Source organism: Streptococcus sp. ELY_86, from assembly GCF_058314495.1.
Map to the genome: position 1 here is coordinate 216,997 of NZ_JBZFUK010000001.1, position 17,383 is coordinate 234,379.

The 17,383-nt window shown below is 43.7% G+C and carries 16 protein-coding genes; all 16 read right to left on the reverse strand.

Translation table 11 applies throughout. The annotated features are described in order from the left end of the window. On the reverse strand, positions 1-846 hold the full coding sequence (locus AC4HAN_RS01020; RefSeq protein WP_491090615.1) for a DegV family protein: 846 nt from the start codon (positions 844-846) through the stop codon (positions 1-3). 5 nt (positions 847-851) lie between these two features. Continuing rightward, positions 852-1,226 (reverse strand): DUF1149 family protein, encoded by a 375-nt coding sequence (locus AC4HAN_RS01025; protein ID WP_491090617.1) that lies wholly within the window; start codon positions 1,224-1,226, stop codon positions 852-854. Positions 1,227-1,551: 325 nt separating this feature from the next. Continuing rightward, positions 1,552-2,055 (reverse strand): phosphatase PAP2 family protein, encoded by a 504-nt coding sequence (locus tag AC4HAN_RS01030; RefSeq protein ID WP_491090619.1) that lies wholly within the window; start codon positions 2,053-2,055, stop codon positions 1,552-1,554. Between the two features lie 117 nt (positions 2,056-2,172). Beyond that, entirely contained in the window at positions 2,173-3,087 is a 915-nt protein-coding gene (locus tag AC4HAN_RS01035) for an amidohydrolase family protein (RefSeq protein WP_491090621.1), read from the reverse strand. Between the two features lie 183 nt (positions 3,088-3,270). Beyond that, a complete protein-coding gene (locus AC4HAN_RS01040; RefSeq protein ID WP_491090623.1) occupies positions 3,271-5,229 on the reverse strand; it encodes a PTS fructose transporter subunit IIABC in 1,959 nt (652 codons plus the stop codon). Continuing rightward, on the reverse strand, positions 5,226-6,137 hold the full coding sequence (gene pfkB / locus AC4HAN_RS01045; RefSeq protein ID WP_491090625.1) for a 1-phosphofructokinase: 912 nt from the start codon (positions 6,135-6,137) through the stop codon (positions 5,226-5,228). The genes AC4HAN_RS01040 and pfkB overlap by 4 nt, the downstream gene beginning before the upstream one ends. After that, positions 6,134-6,877 (reverse strand): DeoR/GlpR family DNA-binding transcription regulator, encoded by a 744-nt coding sequence (locus AC4HAN_RS01050; RefSeq protein WP_491091107.1) that lies wholly within the window; start codon positions 6,875-6,877, stop codon positions 6,134-6,136. Before AC4HAN_RS01050 ends, pfkB begins: the two co-directional genes overlap by 4 nt. A 358-nt stretch (positions 6,878-7,235) precedes the next feature. Continuing rightward, the gene (locus tag AC4HAN_RS01055; RefSeq protein WP_491091108.1) at positions 7,236-8,249 is read right to left on the reverse strand and encodes an NAD(P)/FAD-dependent oxidoreductase; all 1,014 of its coding nucleotides are present in this window, start codon (positions 8,247-8,249) and stop codon (positions 7,236-7,238) included. Between the two features lie 112 nt (positions 8,250-8,361). Continuing rightward, the gene (gene trmD / locus AC4HAN_RS01060; protein ID WP_491090626.1) at positions 8,362-9,087 is read right to left on the reverse strand and encodes a tRNA (guanosine(37)-N1)-methyltransferase TrmD; all 726 of its coding nucleotides are present in this window, start codon (positions 9,085-9,087) and stop codon (positions 8,362-8,364) included. Continuing rightward, complete coding sequence (gene rimM, locus AC4HAN_RS01065; protein ID WP_491090627.1) at positions 9,077-9,595, reverse strand: ribosome maturation factor RimM; 519 nt, start codon at positions 9,593-9,595, stop codon at positions 9,077-9,079. Before rimM ends, trmD begins: the two co-directional genes overlap by 11 nt. A gap of 153 nt (positions 9,596-9,748) precedes the next feature. Further along, positions 9,749-9,988: a KH domain-containing protein gene (locus AC4HAN_RS01070; protein WP_027976222.1), complete on the reverse strand. Its 240-nt coding sequence runs from the start codon at positions 9,986-9,988 to the stop codon at positions 9,749-9,751. An 11-nt stretch (positions 9,989-9,999) separates the two neighbouring features. Continuing rightward, positions 10,000-10,275 carry a 30S ribosomal protein S16 gene (rpsP, locus tag AC4HAN_RS01075; protein ID WP_491090628.1) on the reverse strand — a complete coding sequence of 92 codons (276 nt, stop codon included), beginning with the start codon at positions 10,273-10,275 and terminating at the stop codon, positions 10,000-10,002. Between the two features lie 216 nt (positions 10,276-10,491). Next, positions 10,492-11,730, reverse strand: a complete 1,239-nt coding sequence (locus AC4HAN_RS01080; RefSeq protein ID WP_491090630.1) for an ABC transporter permease — start codon at positions 11,728-11,730, stop codon at positions 10,492-10,494. A gap of 16 nt (positions 11,731-11,746) precedes the next feature. Continuing rightward, the gene (locus AC4HAN_RS01085) at positions 11,747-12,454 is read right to left on the reverse strand and encodes an ABC transporter ATP-binding protein (protein ID WP_491090632.1); all 708 of its coding nucleotides are present in this window, start codon (positions 12,452-12,454) and stop codon (positions 11,747-11,749) included. A 5-nt stretch (positions 12,455-12,459) separates the two neighbouring features. Then, entirely contained in the window at positions 12,460-13,752 is a 1,293-nt protein-coding gene (locus AC4HAN_RS01090) for an efflux RND transporter periplasmic adaptor subunit (RefSeq protein ID WP_491090633.1), read from the reverse strand. A 407-nt stretch (positions 13,753-14,159) separates the two neighbouring features. Then, a complete protein-coding gene (gene carB, locus AC4HAN_RS01095; RefSeq protein ID WP_491090634.1) occupies positions 14,160-17,339 on the reverse strand; it encodes a carbamoyl-phosphate synthase large subunit in 3,180 nt (1,059 codons plus the stop codon). Between the last annotated feature and the right edge of the window lie 44 nt (positions 17,340-17,383).

Genomic DNA, 17,383 nt, shown 5'->3' on the forward strand with positions numbered 1-17,383 from the left:
TTAAACTATGGGTACAGCCCCAAGTGCGATTGCTCCTTCTCCCAGATGGGTCGCAATGACACCGTTGAAAGGAACAATGGCTAAATTGTCTGTATAACCATGCGCTCTTAAACGCTCCTGTAAATCTACAGCCTTGTCCATGGCATTTGCATGAATAATATATGTCATATAATCACCGTCTGCCGTTACATCAGCCAAGATTTCAATGAGACGCTTAAGCGCTTTTTTCTCGGTTCTGACCTTTTCAAAAACTTCAATCCTGCCATCAGTAAAATACAAAATAGGCTTGATGCTCAGCAGATTGCCCAAAAGAGCCGAACCGTTTGACAGGCGGCCGCCTTTAACCAGATGATTGAGGTCATCCACCATAATGAAGGCATTAGTCTTTTCGATCATAACCTTCAGATTGGCTAAAATCTGCTCAAAAGCAAGACCCTCTTCACCCCACCTCAGGGTTTCCATGACCATCCATCCCATCGGGCTGGAGGTGATTTTGGTATCGGGAAAAGCAATCTTTAAACCGGCATGCTCTTCAGCCAGATACTGGATATTCTGATGGAAGCCGGAGATACCGCCCGATAAGAAAAGGCCGATTACATGCGTATAGCCGTTTTTCTCCAGCTTTGTCAGCAAAGCATCCAGATCCGCTAAACTGGGCTGACTGGTCTTGGGCAGTTCTTCAGAAGCTGCCATTTTGGCATAAAACTCATCTAAAGTCAGATTCTTACCTTCAATGTAGGTTTTTCCCTCAATGGTAATCTCAATATCAAGAACAAACAAATCCTTATTTCCCGTAAAATCTTCCGGAAGATAGACAGATGAGTCTGTAATTACAGCTAGTTTCATCTCTTTTAGAACTCCAGTGTAACGCCTTCTCGATCCAGCGCAATTTCAGTTACCTCATAGGTCATGCGTTTTAAAATATCTAAAAGAGGTGCTGCTAAGGTTGCCACTTCTTCCTGTGAAAATTCACTGGGCTGATTGACGATACGGTCTTTAATCTTAACCATTTGTGATAAGACGCCGCTGAGAACAAATTCGTCACGCACAATCATGAACTGCAAGACAGCTATAACTGTCGTTTCATTCAGCTCTTCGTTTTTTTCAACTAGCTGGAAGGTCACTTCCACATCTGTTTCCGGCGTTCCGTTTTCTTTCTCCCATTCTAAATTTCTGGCATCGTAATGATATTGGTTGACAAACTCTTTTTGACGTACAATTTCCATTGTTTTCTCCTTGTTTCACATTACTTTTCATTATAGCACACTTAAAAACAAAATTAAAGAAATCCCGAATCAGAATTTCTTTTGCGCATGCTTAAAAACGATGTCCGAATATCGCTCTAAAACAGCTTTTCTCTTATCTCTCACTTGACAGCGTCTGGCATCAATCAGCTCTTCATCAGACGAAACTTCTGCTAAGGTTTTTCTGCATTATGGCGCTGTATGAATTGAAAATTTCTCTTTTTGAGTTCACTTCTCACTATGGACTTAAACACAAAGCAAGCGATTTTATTTCGTTTGGCTGCAGCTCATCAGAATCGAACAGAGGTCAGAACCAAAAAAGCAAGCCGCCTGCAGCAAGACCGATTAAATAGCCGGCAATAACATCTTTAGGGTAGTGAACACCGCCTAAAACACGGCACAGGCCCAGCAAAAGAGACAGCAGCAGCAAAAGCAGACCTAAGAAAATATTTTCGTGCAGGATGCAGACACTGATAACCGCTGCTGAAAAAACATGGCGGCTGGGCATGGACTGTCCTTTCGTCTTCTTTGTGATCAGCGGCTGAATCTCCCAGACTTCATAAGGTCTGGGGCTGTTTAAAATCCGTCTCACAAGCGACAGCAAAATAAAAGCCAAACCCGGAATAATAATATAAGGCCCCAAAGTCCATATTTTTTTGTGAGAGCAAAAAAGATAGGCCAGCAAAGCCAGATAAAAAATCGGCATCAGTCTGGTAATCAGAGTATTTGTCCATTTGATAAGCTTTATAAGCTTAGGTCTTGCTCTGACCGGCTGCGTCAGGTGCTCATAAAAGGCTGCGTAATTTTTCATCTTCATCTACTTTTCTAAGGAATAGCAGCATTAAGCTGTATGACTTGCTCCGTTCAAAGCCATTTCAGCATTTCTGAACCAATATATCAGCAGACAGCTCAAGACTGGTTTTCCTGTTTATTTTTTTAAAAATCTCTCGAAATTGCCATAATAAATGTACTCTTTTTCAGCCTGCAGAATCGGTAAGCTGTCAATAGCCTTGATAATCTCTTTCGTTGCTCCGGCAGGGGCTATGCCAAGAGGCGCATCTGTTCCAAAAAAGACATGATCGTTGCCAAAATAGTCAACACACAGTTCCAAAGCCTTGCTGTTGCCCAGAAGGGCAGTATCAACATAAAACTTCTTAAAGTCCTCGGCCAGATGTTCAGGCAAAATGTGTTCAATCCTTCCTGCAAAATAAGGAATCATGGCTCCCGCGTGATGGACAATGATTTTTAAATCAGGAAACTCCTGATAATACTCTGCCTTAACTAATTCCAGCATAGTCTGTGACAGTTCGTACTCCCAGCTGAAAACAATATTATTGTCCGGTTTTCGCCCGTCAAAAACAGGGTGCAGCCAGACAGGAATACCAAGTTCGGCTATGGCTGCAAAAAGAGGCTTAAATTCCGGATCAGCCAGCGACTTTCCCAAGTGCCGGGTAAAAAGCTGCACGCCCAGCAGATGAGGATTGGGTAAAATATCCTCTTGCAAAATCTCTATGGCTTGCGAAATGTTATTCATCGGCAGCATACCTACACCGCCGGCAAAGAGCTCAGGATACTGCTTAATTGTTTCAAGCAGCTCTTCATTGGCCTTGCGGCAAAGCCGGGCAGCAGGCTCGCCGGACACATAGTCCTCAGGATTCAGATTAACATAAGAAATAATTTGTTTTACACCTTTGACAGCATGCTTGCGGCGCAGCTCCATATCTGATAAAACAGGATTTTGCATAAAAGGGTATTTCTGCAGGATTTTGTCATCCAGCTGAGCCATTTTTTCATAAAAATCGGGCAGTAAAACATGGGCAAAAACATCTATTTTCTCGGACATCGCGGTCTTCCTCTCTTAACAGGCTCTCTTTACTGTTGTGCCTTTTATTATATCATTTTTAAGCAGCTCAAGGAATACAGCTCTTAGGATTTCTCTATTTTAGTTTTAATGACAAAAAAGCCGGAGCAAAGTCCGGCTTACTGCTTATCTATTTCTGGCAGAGCAGCTAAAACTGTCCTGCTTTTATTTGGCCTTGCGCAGCATTCCAAAGAGGATACCTGAAACCACGGCTCCGATAAGGATATAGAGCAGATAGAGCAAAGCATTGCTGGTCAAAGCGATAACGAAGATACCGCCGTGAGGAGCCATCAATTTGATGCCTGACAAACCAACCAAGGCACCTGTAAGAGCTGAACCAACGATGAAACTTGGAATGGCACGTGCCGGGTCAGCCGCACCGAATGGAATAGCACCTTCAGTGATGAAAGACAGTCCCATAACAATGTTAGTCAGACCGGAATCGCGTTCTTCCTTGGTGAATTTATTTTTGAAAAGCAAAGTAGCCACAAAAACTGCAAGCGGCGGTACCATACCTCCGGCCATGACAGATGCCATAACCACAGAGCCACCTGAAGAAACAGTCGCAGCCAGTGTACCTGTACCGAAAACATAGGCTGCTTTATTAACAGGTCCGCCCATGTCAACAGCCATCATGCCGCCGACCAAGAGTCCCATCAAGACAGCTGAACTGCCTGAAAGATTTTGAAGGAAAGTATTCAAAGCTGTATTGATGCTGGCCATCGGAATATTGACAAAGAGCATCAGGAAGCCTGTTACCAAAACACCAAGCAAAGGATAAAGAAGAATTGATTTAACCCCTTCAAGTGAACGTGGAAGTCCGGTCAAGAGTTTCTTAAGAAGCAGGATAACACCGCCGGCAAGAAAACCACCGACAAGAGCACCTAAGAAACCAGAAGGAATACCTTCCAAGGCCATGCTTGCTTTACCGCCGCTGGCAAATGGCACTTTCCCGAAAGCCAGACCGGATTTAGCAATAAATCCTGCAACAAAACCGGCAACCAGTCCAGGTTTTTCTGCGATAGAGTAGGCAATATAACCAGCTAATACCGGAAGCATAAATTCGAAAGCTGCATTACCGACATTCTTGAAAAGTGCTGCGACTTCGTGGTAAGAACCCAGATTGGATAATTGATCTTTCGGAACTCCCATCAAATTATCAATCAGGAAGGCAAGAGCAATGGCGATACCGCCGCCGATAACAAATGGCAGCATCTGTGAAACACCGCTCATCAAGTGTTTGTAGAAGGCACCGCCTAAACCTGATTTTTCAGCAGAACTTTCACCGGCATCAGTATGGTTAGCTGCGGCCGCATACTTTTCAGCCTTGTCATCAAGAATAATATTAATCAGCTCTTCTGGTTTTTTAATTCCTTCTGCAACCGGCCGAGAAATTAAAGGTTTACCGTCAAAGCGATCCATTTCAACAGCCTTGTCCGCCGCGATGATAACACCTTTAGCACGCTTAATGTCATCAGCAGTCAGTTTATTGCCGATACCTGAAGCACCGTTTGTTTCAACTTTAATCCCAACACCCATTTCAGCAGCCTGTTTTTTAAGGGCTTCTTCAGCCATATAAGTATGGGCAATACCTGTTGTACAAGCCGTTACGGCAACAACAAACTCTTGATTGTCAGCTGCCGGTGCTGCCGGTACTTCTTCTTTCTTTTCTTCCTCTGTTTGGTTAAAGAGAGCAATGACATCATCAGGAGTGCTTACTTGGCGAAGTTTATCAGCAAATCCATCTTTTAAAAGGTATTGCGACAGTTCAGCCAAGGCCGCTAAGTGTGTGTCATTGGCACCATCCGGTGCAGCAATCATGAAGAAAAGATCAACCGGTGCGCCGTCAAGAGCCTCATAATCAACGCCCTTATTTGATTTGGCAAAGAGGACAGTCGCTTCTTTAACAGCTGCATTCTTGCTGTGAGGCATGGCAATACCATCACCAAGGCCTGTGGAAGTCTGTGCTTCACGGTTCATGATACCGGCTTTAAAAGTATCAAAATCGGTAACGATTCCTTTTTCAGCCAGCTTTGAAACCATCTCATCAATAACGGCTTCCTTTGTGGTCGCCTGAAGGTCAAGCAACATCACATCTTTGTTCAGTAAGTCCTGAATTTTCATCTTTTTTCTACCTCTACTTTTTTGTAAGTTTCCTTTATAAAGTCAATACCGGCTAAATCATCTGAAAAAGCCGTTGCTGTACCGCAGGCGACACCCCATTTGAGAGCCTCTACAGGATCTGCCGTCTTAACAAATTCTCCCGTAAAACCAGCAACCATGGAATCACCGGCACCGACAGAGTTCTTTACCTGTCCCTTAATCGGCTTAGCAAAATAAGCGGCATCCGGTGTTACCAATAAAGCGCCGTCACCTGCCATCGAGATGATAACATTTTGCGCCCCTTTGGCCAAAATCTCACGTGCGTATTTTTCAACATCGTCCAATCCTTTCAGACGGACATTAAAAATTTCTTCCAGCTCGTGGTTGTTGGGTTTCACCAAGAGAGGCTGATAAGCAAGCGCATCAAGCAAGGTCTGCCCTTCAAAATCACAGACGATTTGGGCACCTGTCTGTCTGACGAGCGGAATCAAGCGTTTATAGATTTGATTGCCCAGATTAGTCGGAGCGCTGCCTGCAAACACAACAGTATCTTCTGAAGAAAGCCGGCTTAAAACAGCTTCTAAAGCTTCTACCTGTTCATCACTTATAACAGGACCAGTTCCATTAATCTCAGTCTCTTCATCAGCCTTGATTTTAACATTAATCCGCGTATCCTGATCAACGTGAACAAAATCCGTTTTAATGCCTTCAGCAATCAAGCCTTCTTCAACAAATCTGCCGGTAAAACCGCCAATAAATCCTGTTGCAGTGTTATCCTGTCCTAAGCGTTGCAGGATACGGCTGACATTAATCCCTTTTCCTCCGACAAATTTATCGTCACTGTCCATACGATTGACACTGCCAATTTCCACAGTATCAATGCGGACGATAAAGTCAATCGAAGGATTGAGGGTTACAGTATAAATCATACTTCAATCACCTTCGTTTTTTTCTTCGTTTCTTTTAACATACGGCTGTCCGATTTATTAGTGATAATCGTCACTGCTTCCAGCCGATCCACTTTAACAAATGAGGTCTGTCCCATTTTTGAGGCATCCACTAAAGCATAGGTTGTCTGAGCATTGTCAATAACCGTCTTTTTAATAGCTGCTTCTTCTGTATCAGGCGTTGTCAAGAAATGCAGGTCAACACCATTCATGCCGATAAAAGCTTTGTCAAAATTCAGCTGGCTGAGCTGGTTGATAGCAAACTGACCGATACTGGCATCTGTTGAATTTTTGACATAGCCGCCAATAACCAGAGTATTGATGTTTTTTTCCACCAATTTTGCTGCGTGGTGAATAGAATTTGTCACCACAGTCAGCCCCTCCTGCTGCAGCATGTCTAAGAGCAGTTCAGTTGTGGTTCCGGCATCAATAAAGATGACATCACCGTCAGAAATCATTTCAGCTGCTTTTTGAACAATCGCCTGCTTAGCTTGAACGTTTTTGATAGATTTTTGCAGAATCGTTTCTTCCTCTTGTAAGGGATGATTTTTTTCAGCTCCGCCGTGAACACGGTGAAGCTTTTTCTCACTCGCCAACTCGTCTAAATCTCTGCGAACGGTTGATTCAGAAGTATCAAGAATACTGACAAGAAATTCCAAAGTCACAAAATTTTCCTGCGAAAGCTTTTCCATGATAATCTGCTTACGTTCAGATTTTAAAATATGACCTCACCTCCCGCTGAAATCGTTTACACCTGTTATTATATACTCCCATAGGATAACTGTCAAGCAATTTCTCTCAAATTCTTTCAAAAAGTAACAAAAAGTCATAAAAGTAAGCAAATACAGGAAAAAGCGTACAAAACGGCTGTTAAATCCTGCACGAGCTGCAAAGCTGTTTTCATTGCCAACTCTGTCTTAAAATGTTTAAATCAGAAAAAATCGCATCAAACTGCCTTGATTTAGCTGAACCAAAAAACCTGACCTTTTGTACCATACAAAAGATCAGGTTTGATAATAAAATGGTTTTGCCAGCTTTTAAAGCTTCCCTGTTATATGGCGGGAAAGCTCACAGCCGCTCTTACTTAATCAACGACGTTGAGTGAACCACACGGTTATCGCGTTCCGGATAGATATAATGGATTGCCTGGCTAACTGCTGTTGGAGCTTCACCAAAGCCCGTCGCAATCAAATCCACCTTGCCATCGTACTGGGCGGCATCGCCGATAGCATAAACACCTTCCTGACTGGTTTGAAAGACCGGCGACACATTGATACTTGAGCGCTTATGGTCAAGATTCCAGTTTTTTAGGTTTTTATTGGACGTTGAAAAACCGAAGCTGACGATAAGATCGTCAAGGAAAAGTTCCTCGGTCTCATCGGATTTTACTTTTTGAATAAGAAGGCTTTGAACTCTTTCGCCGTCTCCTCTAAGCTCCAAAGGAACATAAGGTGTCATAATATTGACATTGGAAGACTTTAAAACTTCGACACTGTGTTCATGCGCCCGAAAAGCATCACGGCGGTGTACCAGAGTAACACTTTCAGCAATTTTATCCAAGGCATTGGCCCAATCAACAGCTGAATCACCGCCGCCGCAAATAACAACCTTTTTACCGGCAAATTGATCCAGCTTATGAACATTGTAAAAGATATTATGGTCCGCATAGCGGTCTTCGTTTTCCAGACCAAGCTGCCGCGGCGCAAAAGCACCGTTTCCGCAGGCGATGATAACAGCTTTTGAAAAATGCTGCCCTTTAGTAGTCTCAATGGTAAAGACATCGCCTTCTTTTTCAAATGTCTTAACTTCTTCTTTCAGACAAATGCTGGTTTTATCCTTAAAACGCTCTGTCTGTTCAATGAGGCTGTCCACCAGATCAGCCCCTGTAACCGCTGGAAAACCGGGAACGTCATAAATCATTTTTTCCGGATACAAAACAGCAGGCTGGCCGCCCAGTTCAGGCAAACTTTCAATAATCTTGACCCGCACACCGCGCAAGCCGGCATAAAAGGCCGCAAAAAGACCGACAGGCCCGCCGCCGATAACCGTTATATCATAAATATCTTTTTCAGATGTCATTTTTTCCTCCTGCAAAATTAGTTCCATTATAGCACAATTGCACCTGCTTCAAAAAAAGAAAGCACTTTTAGCTGCTCATTTCCAGTTTCCTGCAGTTTTTGCATTATCAAGTACAATAATGAAGAGGCTAAGACTCAAATCCTGCCCCTTTTATCTCTTCTAAAATCTGCTTTTCTTCATCAGTCAATTCATATTTTGCCAGCAAATCAGGCCGTCTTTCGTATGTTTTTTTCAGGCTCTGCTTCAAACGCCAGCGGCGAATATTTTCATGATGGCCGCTCATCAAGACATCAGGCACTTTCATACCGCGGTAGTCATAGGGACGAGTATATTGCGGATATTCCAACAGTCCTGACGAAAAGCTGTCATCCTGATGGCTGGCTTCCTTACCAATGACCTCAGGAATCAGGCGAACCGTCGCATCGATGATCGTCATAGCAGCCAGCTCACCGCCTGTCAGGACAAAATCCCCCAGAGATACTTCATCAGTCACCAGGCTTTTGATGCGTTCGTCATAGCCTTCATAATGGCCGCAGATGAAAACCAGCTCTTCTTCTTGTGATAATTCTTCAGCATAGGCTTGATCAAAACGGCGGCCTGCCGGATCCAAAAGAAGAACTCGGGGCTTGTTCAGCGCAAGTGCATCCATGGCATCAAAAACAGGCTGCGCCCGCAAAAGCATTCCCTGACCGCCCCCGTAGGGTTCATCGTCCACATGACGGGCTTTCTCAGCATACTGACGAAAATTATGGCAGCTGATACCAATAATGCCCTTCTCACGCGCCTTACCTACAATCGAGTACTCAAGCGGCGCAAACATTTCCGGAAAAAGAGTCAAAATATCAATTTTCATCGTCCAGACCTTCTAACACATGCACATCAACGCGCTTATCCGCAGGATCCACCTTGAGAACAACTGACGGAATGTAAGGCAGCAGCAAATCGCGCTTGCCTTGTCGCTTAATAACCCAGACATCATTGGCCCCGGGCTGCAGAATTTCTTTAACCTGACCGATTAAGACGCCGTCTTCATAGACATCAAGACCAATGATTTCGTGATAGTAAAATTCACCTTCGTCAAGCTCTGTCAGATTTTCCTCAGCTACTTTGAGCGTATAATCGCGGTATTTTTCAACATCGTTGATATGATAGAGCCCCTTGAATTTCAAAATATCAAAATTCTTGTGCTGACGATGGCCGGCTACTTCCAGATCTTTGACAAAATTCCCTTCTTTATCAAATAAGGCCAGACGAGAACCCTTTTTAAAGCGTTCTTCGGTAAAATCAGTCACCGATAAGACACGGACTTCGCCCTGAAGTCCTTGCGTATTGACAATTTTTCCGACATTAAAATAATCCATAACCATCCTTTGAATGTTTTTTAATTACTTATCTCTTTCTGCCTGTAAAAACTCACAGAAAACGGCAGACTCATCAAACACAGTTTAAGAAAAAGGCTTTTTCAATACGCCCTGATCGTATCAGAGATAAAATAAGAAAAGTGGCCTGAGCCACTATTTTTCATCAATAATAAGACGAACTTTTTTACCTTGAGTCGGAACCGAATAGACAATCGATCTTATCGCTGTAATAGTGCGACCTTTTTTACCGATAATTCGGCCAATATCACTGGAATCTAAATCAAGATGATACTCTAAAAACTCAGGTGTATCTTCAATTTTTATTGTAAAATTATCTGGCTGCGAAATCAGCGGTTTCACAATAGCGATAATCAGATTTTCAATCGTGTCCATAGGCAATTACTTTATTTCTTTGAATATTTAGCTTCGTGGAATTTTTTCATAATTCCTGCTTTTGAAAGGATGTTGCGAACAGTATCTGATGGCTGTGCACCATTGCCTAACCATTCGAGAATGCGGTCTTCTTTAAGAGTTACTTGATTCTCAGCTACAAGCGGATTGTAAGTTCCGACAGTTTCAATGAAACGGCCGTCGCGCGGTGCACGTGAATCTGCAACATTAATACGGTAGAAAGGTTTCTTCTTAGAACCCATACGAGTTAAACGAATTTTTACTGCCATTTTTGGGTAGTCTCTTTTCTTTTTTTATTTTTTGAACATAGCTCAGCTATGAACTACTTTAATTATTATAACAGAAAAAAAATATGTGTCAAGTTTTTTCCTTGACACATATAAATATTTTTACAAAACCAGGTCTGCTAAAAACTGCAAGCCGGCTGCTATGATACATCTCAAACAATAAAGAATTTAAGAGTGCTGTACCAAGTCTCTGTAATATTATTCATATCTCAGAGCTTCAATCGGATCCAACTTACTTGCCTTATTGGCCGGTAAAATACCAAAGACAGCGCCGATAAAGACTGAAAAAGCAATACTGACTAAAACAGTATTCAGTGCAATAACAGGCTTACCGATAGCATTAACTATCCCTTCTGAATTTCCCAGAACGTTGGTCAAACCATAAGCACAAAGCAAACCTATAAAACCTCCGATTAAGGTCAGAACGATAGACTCAATCAAAAACTGTGTCAAGATATTGCGGCGGGTAGCTCCTAAGGCTTTACGCAGTCCGATTTCTCTGGTACGCTCTGTTACCGACACCAGCATGATATTCATAACACCGATCCCCCCAACCAAAAGCGAAGTTCCGCCGATAATACCTATGAAGGTTGTAATGGCAGTAATTTGCGACTGAGCGCTTTCCAACTCTTTACTGATATCAAACATCGTATAGTGGCCGTCAGAAGCATTGGAAAGCTTAGTCAAACGTTTCGCTGCTTCTTTTCCGACTTTTGAAGAAACACTGGCATCAGGAACATGAACATAGATGTTACTGATGTCATCGACACCGAATTCAGAAGCCAGCTGACTGTTTGTCAAAATCGCATTACCGTCTGAATTCATGCCATACATGGATGATCCCGCATCCGGATCCTTGTAAACTCCGACAACACGGTATTTTTTATCTCCGACTTCAATAATCCTATTTAGAGCATCATCAGGACTGGAAAACAGCTTAGCTGCCAGCATTTCATCAATCATGATAAAACGCGAAAAGTTGGTGTAGTCACTGGTATTGAGCTGACGGCCGGCTACGACTTTATAGCCCTTGACATCAAAATAGTTTTGACTGACGCCTGTAAGAGTAACCTGTTTTCCTTTTTTATTTTGATAGAGAACATCGCTTGAAGTTGTATTGGTCACATAATAATTACTAATACCATCTACTTCTTTTACGATCGTTTGCAGCCACTCGTCCTTAATTTTAGGTGCATCTTTTTGCGATTGGTCTGAGCTGTAATACTGCTCCACCGCATCCTCATCATTTGACGCATAGTAAATTTCGACATCGTGCTGGTATTTAGTCGCTTGATCTGTAATATAGTGGCGCATTCCTGTTCCCATGGCCATAATAACAGAGACAGCTGTCACTCCGATGATTACACCCAGCATCGTCAGAAAAGATCGCATCTTGTGCCCCATAATTGAACTAAGGGCAAATTTCCAATTTTGCATAAATTTCCTCCCTTAATCAATCAATACGGACACTTTCAGTCGTATCTAATGTAATTTCTCCGTCACGGATAACAATCTTGCGAGTCGCATAATCGGCAATCTCAGGCTCATGGGTTACCATGATAATGGTTTTTCCTTCGCGATTGAGCTGAGTCAGCAGTTCCAAAATTTGGTTGCTGGTCTTGGTATCCAAAGCACCTGTGGGCTCATCAGCCAAAATGATCGAAGGGTCATTGACCAAGGCTCGTGCGATAGCAACACGCTGCTTTTGTCCGCCGGAAAGCTCCGATGGCAGATGCTTGCGCCTGTCAGCCAATTCGACTTTCTCTAAAAATTGCTGCGCCAGCTGATGGCGCTTAGATGCTGATACGCCAGCGTAAATAAGCGGCAGCTCAACATTATCCTGCGCATTGAGTTTGGACAGCAGAAAGAATTGCTGAAAAACAAAGCCAATTTCTTCGTTGCGAAGACGTGCCAGCTCATTTTGATTCAGTTTTTCGATAGACTCATCAGCCAAAGAATACGAACCGTCCGTTGCCTTGTCTAAAAGCCCGATAATATTCATCAGCGTTGATTTACCAGAACCGGACGGTCCCATAATGGCCAGAAAGTCTCCTTCGTTAACAGTCAGGTTTATACCTTTTAAAACTTGTAACTCCTGACTGCCGTTATGGTAGCTTTTCGTAATGCCCTCAAGGTGGATGAGTTCTTTCTTATCACTCATGCTGCTCACCTCTTCTCGCCGGCCTTATCGTTTTTAGCAGAAGGTTTATCAATCTTCTTGCCTTCTTTTAAGCTCTTGTCCGGATTGGCAATAACCACTTGGCCTTTCTTAAGACCGGAAGAAATTTCCTGTGACTTGGCATCGGCATTGCCTGCAGCGACATCTTTTCTCAAAACCCGAGAGTTTGAGTTGTCATAAACCCAAACATAGTTTTTCCCATTTTTGCTCACCAATGCTGATGTCGGAATAATGAGGCTCTTATTTTCATTGACAACTTCTACAGATACGGTGAAGCCCTGTTTTAAATCACCTAAATCACTGGTAATATCTGCTTTGTAGTCGTAGGCAGCCGCACCTGAAGATGAACCGCTGCCGGATGAGCCGGATCCTTGGGACTGCTCTTGGTCTGACTGACTTGGATAATTTGAAATGTAGGAAATTTTTCCATCCCATTCCTTATCATCATAGACTTTGGATTTAATTTTAATGGCTTGTCCAACTTTGATATTTGCTAAATCATACTCTGTCAGAGTGCCTTGAACCTGCAATTTGCCTTCACTGGTCACATGAACTAAGGCTTTGCTGGTCTTTCCGGAAGGATCAATATCGTTGTTAACTTCTGCCACTGTTCCGGTTACTTCACTGTTTACAGATGTGTTGTTCAGAGCTGTCTGAGCCTTATTAACCTCATCTTGGGCACCGGCCTGAGCATCGTATAAATCCTGCAGCTGCTGATCATAATTTGTAGAATTTGTCGGTGTCAGAGCAGCTGCAGAACTGTCAGTCATACCGCCTGCTGAATCGCTGCCTTGAGCTCCGGCAGTACTGCCCTCTCCTGTTGCTGAATCAGCAGCAGAGCTGCTTTCTGCAGAATTGTCTGCTGACGGTACAGTCCCGTAGGTTTGATAATTTGTAATCTGACGGTTGACCTTATTAAGGTTTCTGACTGCCTGATCATAAGTAGCCTGAGCCTCACCTGTATCATACTGCACTAACTGCTGTCCCGCAGTTACCTGGTCTCCGGCAGCAACCACTACTTTGGGATTGCTGCCCTTGCTGCTGTCATAGTAAACATATTGTTCTGACTCGGGCTTAATCCTTCCTGAAAGCAAGGTCGATGAGGCAATAGAGCCTTCTTTTACCTTAACCGTCTGATAGCCGACATTCTGCGAGTCTATTTGACTGGTCTCCTGCAGCTTTATCCAAATTAAGCCCAGCACAACAACAGCCGCTGCAAAACTGCCCACGATAATCCATCCTTTTTTCTTTTTGGTCATTTTACCTTTTCTTTTTGGCATAACCTTCCCCTCCTGCTTTTTTCCTTTTCATCATATCCTAAAGCGAACGTAAAAGCCTTACACTTTTATCAGAAAATCTTACAAAAATGTAAGACTGCTGCTCACAGATTAAACAGCCAACTTATTGTTCTAACTTTATAATACAAATATACAACCTTTGCTTTCTGATGTCAAGGCTTTTCTGACCATAAAATAAAAAAGAAAGTGAGCCAATCAATATAGGATGGTTGACTTCACTTTCTCACTTAAAAACCTGGATAATAATCTCTTTGTTTGCCGGCTTTTATAAAGCTGCTAAAGCACTTTGGCTCTTTTTTACGAAAGCTGACCGGCTAAATGCTGAGAAAATAGGGATTGCTGATTTGAAATAGCACCAGGGGGATAAATTCGCACAGTATCCGTTCAAATTAGATTGCCTGTGTAATAAAGCCTCGGCTCTCAAGAACCTGAACCATTGCGGCTGCCGTATCTAAGGCTGTAAAGAGCGGTACCCCGTGTTCAATAGCAGAGCTGCGAATTGCTGCCCCGTCCTCATCAAACGTACGCTTGTTGCCAACTGTATTGACAATGGCCTGAACCTTGCCTGCCCGGACGAAAGCAGGAATGTCATTGGTATCATTGTCGCCGAGCTTATCGACAACCTGGGCCTCTAAACCGTTCTCAGCAAAGAAGTCAGCGGTTCCTTCAGTGGCAAGAATGCTGTAGCCGATATTGGAGAAGCGCCGTGCCAAATCCAAGGCTTCCTCCTTTGTGTCATCAGCAATAGTGAAGATGACATTTCCAAAAGACGGAAGATGGAAATATGAGGCTTCGAAAGCTTTATAAAGAGCTTTTTCAAGAGTTGAGTCTGTCCCCATTACCTCACCCGTGGACTTCATTTCAGGTCCTAACAGGCTATCTACCTTGGCTAATTTCGTAAACGAAAAGACGGGTGCTTTCACATGAACATTTTGACTTTCCGGATAGAGGCCGTCTGTATAACCAAGTTCAGGTAGTGTGCGTCCTAAGATCAATTGAGTCGCTACCTGAGCCATTGCAATATCGGTGACTTTGGATAAGAAAGGTACTGTCCGGCTGGCACGAGGATTGACCTCAATAACATAAACCGTATCGTCTTTAATAACAAACTGGATATTCATCATGCCGATACAGTTAAGACCGATCGCTAAACGTTTGGTGTAATCAGCAATCGTTTGCTGAATTTCCTTCGAAAGTGTCTGCGGCGGATAGACAGCCATAGAGTCTCCGGAATGAACCCCGGCACGCTCAATGTGTTCCATAATTCCCGGAATAAGGACATTTTCGCCATCCGAAATAGCATCAACTTCACACTCACGGCCAACCAAATACGAATCAACCAGAACCGGATGATCAGGACTGGCCTTAACAGCTGTCCGCATGTAAGCGCGCAGGTCATCCTCGTTTTCCACGATTTCCATAGCACGGCCGCCTAAAACATAGGATGGACGTACAAGGACAGGAAAGCCAATCTTGCGGGCAGAGGCAACAGCTTCTTCTTCGTTGGTTGCTGTTTGACCGGGCGGCTGAGGAATGTTCAGATCTTTCAAGGCCTGCTCAAAAAGGTCGCGGTCTTCTGCGCGGTCAAGGTCTGCTACCAGTGTTCCCAAGATTGTCACACCAGCTTTGGACAAGGGCTCGGCTAAATTAATAGCCGTCTGTCCGCCAAACTGAACAATAACACCTTTTGGCTGCTCTAATTCGAGAACATTCATAACATCTTCAAAAGTCAAGGGTTCAAAGTAGAGCTTGTCTGAGACTGAGAAGTCCGTGGACACTGTTTCCGGATTGGAATTCATGATGATTGCTTCATAACCGGCAGCTTGAATGGCTTTGACCGAATGAACGGTAGCATAGTCAAACTCCACACCCTGACCGATTCGAATCGGACCCGAACCCAAAACCAGAACAGATTCCTTGTCCGATTTGATGGATTCATTTTCCAGCTCATAAGTGGAATAGAAATAAGGTGTTGCAGATTCAAACTCTGCCGCACAGGTATCCACCATCTTATAGACAGGAATGATCTGCTGATCCAGACGAAACTTGCGCACTTCTTCAGCTGACATGTGCCAGAGGTCGGCAATTTTACGGTCTGAAAAACCATTGCGTTTAGCTTCCCTAAGTATATCAGGATTCTTGATATGGCTTGCCAAGGCCTGCTCAATTTCATAGATATGCAGCAGCTTATCAAGGAAGAAAAGATCAATCTTAGTTAATTCTGACAGCTCTTCAATCGTGTAGCCCCGGCGGATAGCCTCTGACAGGTAGAAAAGCCGATCATCCTGAGCCTTAACGATTTTTTCAACCAAAGCATCATCTGTTACCTCAGCAAGCTCTGCCATTTCATTGTGATAAACACCGATTTCAAGCGAACGGCAGGCTTTAAGAAGGCTCTCTTCAATATTGCGGCCGATTGCCATCACTTCACCGGTTGCTTTCATCTGTGTTCCCAGACGGCGTTCCCCGTGTTCAAATTTATCAAAAGGAAAGCGCGGGATTTTGGCTACCACATAATCAAGAGCGGGCTCAAACATGGCATAGGTCGTACCGGTAACCGGATTGATCATTTCATCAAGCGTCAAACCGACCGCAATTTTTGCAGCCAATTTAGCAATGGGATAGCCGGTTGCTTTGGACGCTAAGGCTGATGACCTAGAAACACGCGGATTAACCTCAATGACATAATATTTAAAGCTGTTTGGATCCAGCGCCAGCTGAACATTGCAGCCCCCTTCGATTTTCAAAGCGCGGATAATGCTGAGGCTGGCATCGCGCAGCATTTGATTTTCAATGTCTGACAGTGTCTGTGTCGGCGCAAAAACAATGGAATCTCCCGTATGAATACCGACAGGATCAAAGTTCTCCATATTACAGACAACCAAGGCATTGTCAGCCGCATCGCGCATGACTTCGTATTCGATTTCCTTAAAACCGGCGATGGAACGCTCAATCAAGCACTGGGTTACCGGTGACAGTTTGAGACCATTTTCGGCAATCTCTCTGAGCTCTGCCTCATCGGCACACATGCCGCCGCCGGTTCCGCCTAGGGTAAAGGCCGGACGGACAATAACAGGATAGCCGATTTCACCGGCAAAAGCTACTGCTTCTTCAACACTGTTGACAATATCGGATTCAGGAATTGGCTGCTTTAAATCTTCCATCAGCTGCTTGAAGAGATCACGGTCTTCGGCCTGATCAATAGCAGACAGCTTGGTCCCTAAGAGCTCAACACCAAGTTCATCCAAAATACCGGCTCTGGACAGCTCCATAGCCATATTGAGGCCTGTCTGTCCGCCAAGGGTTGGCAGCAGAGCATCAGGACGCTCTTTTCTCAGAATACGTGTCACAAATTCGATGGTAATGGGCTCAATATAAACACTGTCTGCAATTTCCTTATCCGTCATAATCGTGGCCGGATTGGAATTGACAAGCACAACACTGTAGCCTTCTTCTTTGAGAGCAAGGCAGGCCTGTGTCCCTGCATAGTCAAATTCAGCAGCCTGACCGATAATAATCGGTCCAGAACCGATAACCATGATTTTCTTTATATCTGTACGTTTTGACATTTATTTCTCCTATTTGCTAGCTCTCTGGTTAACATTAAATAATC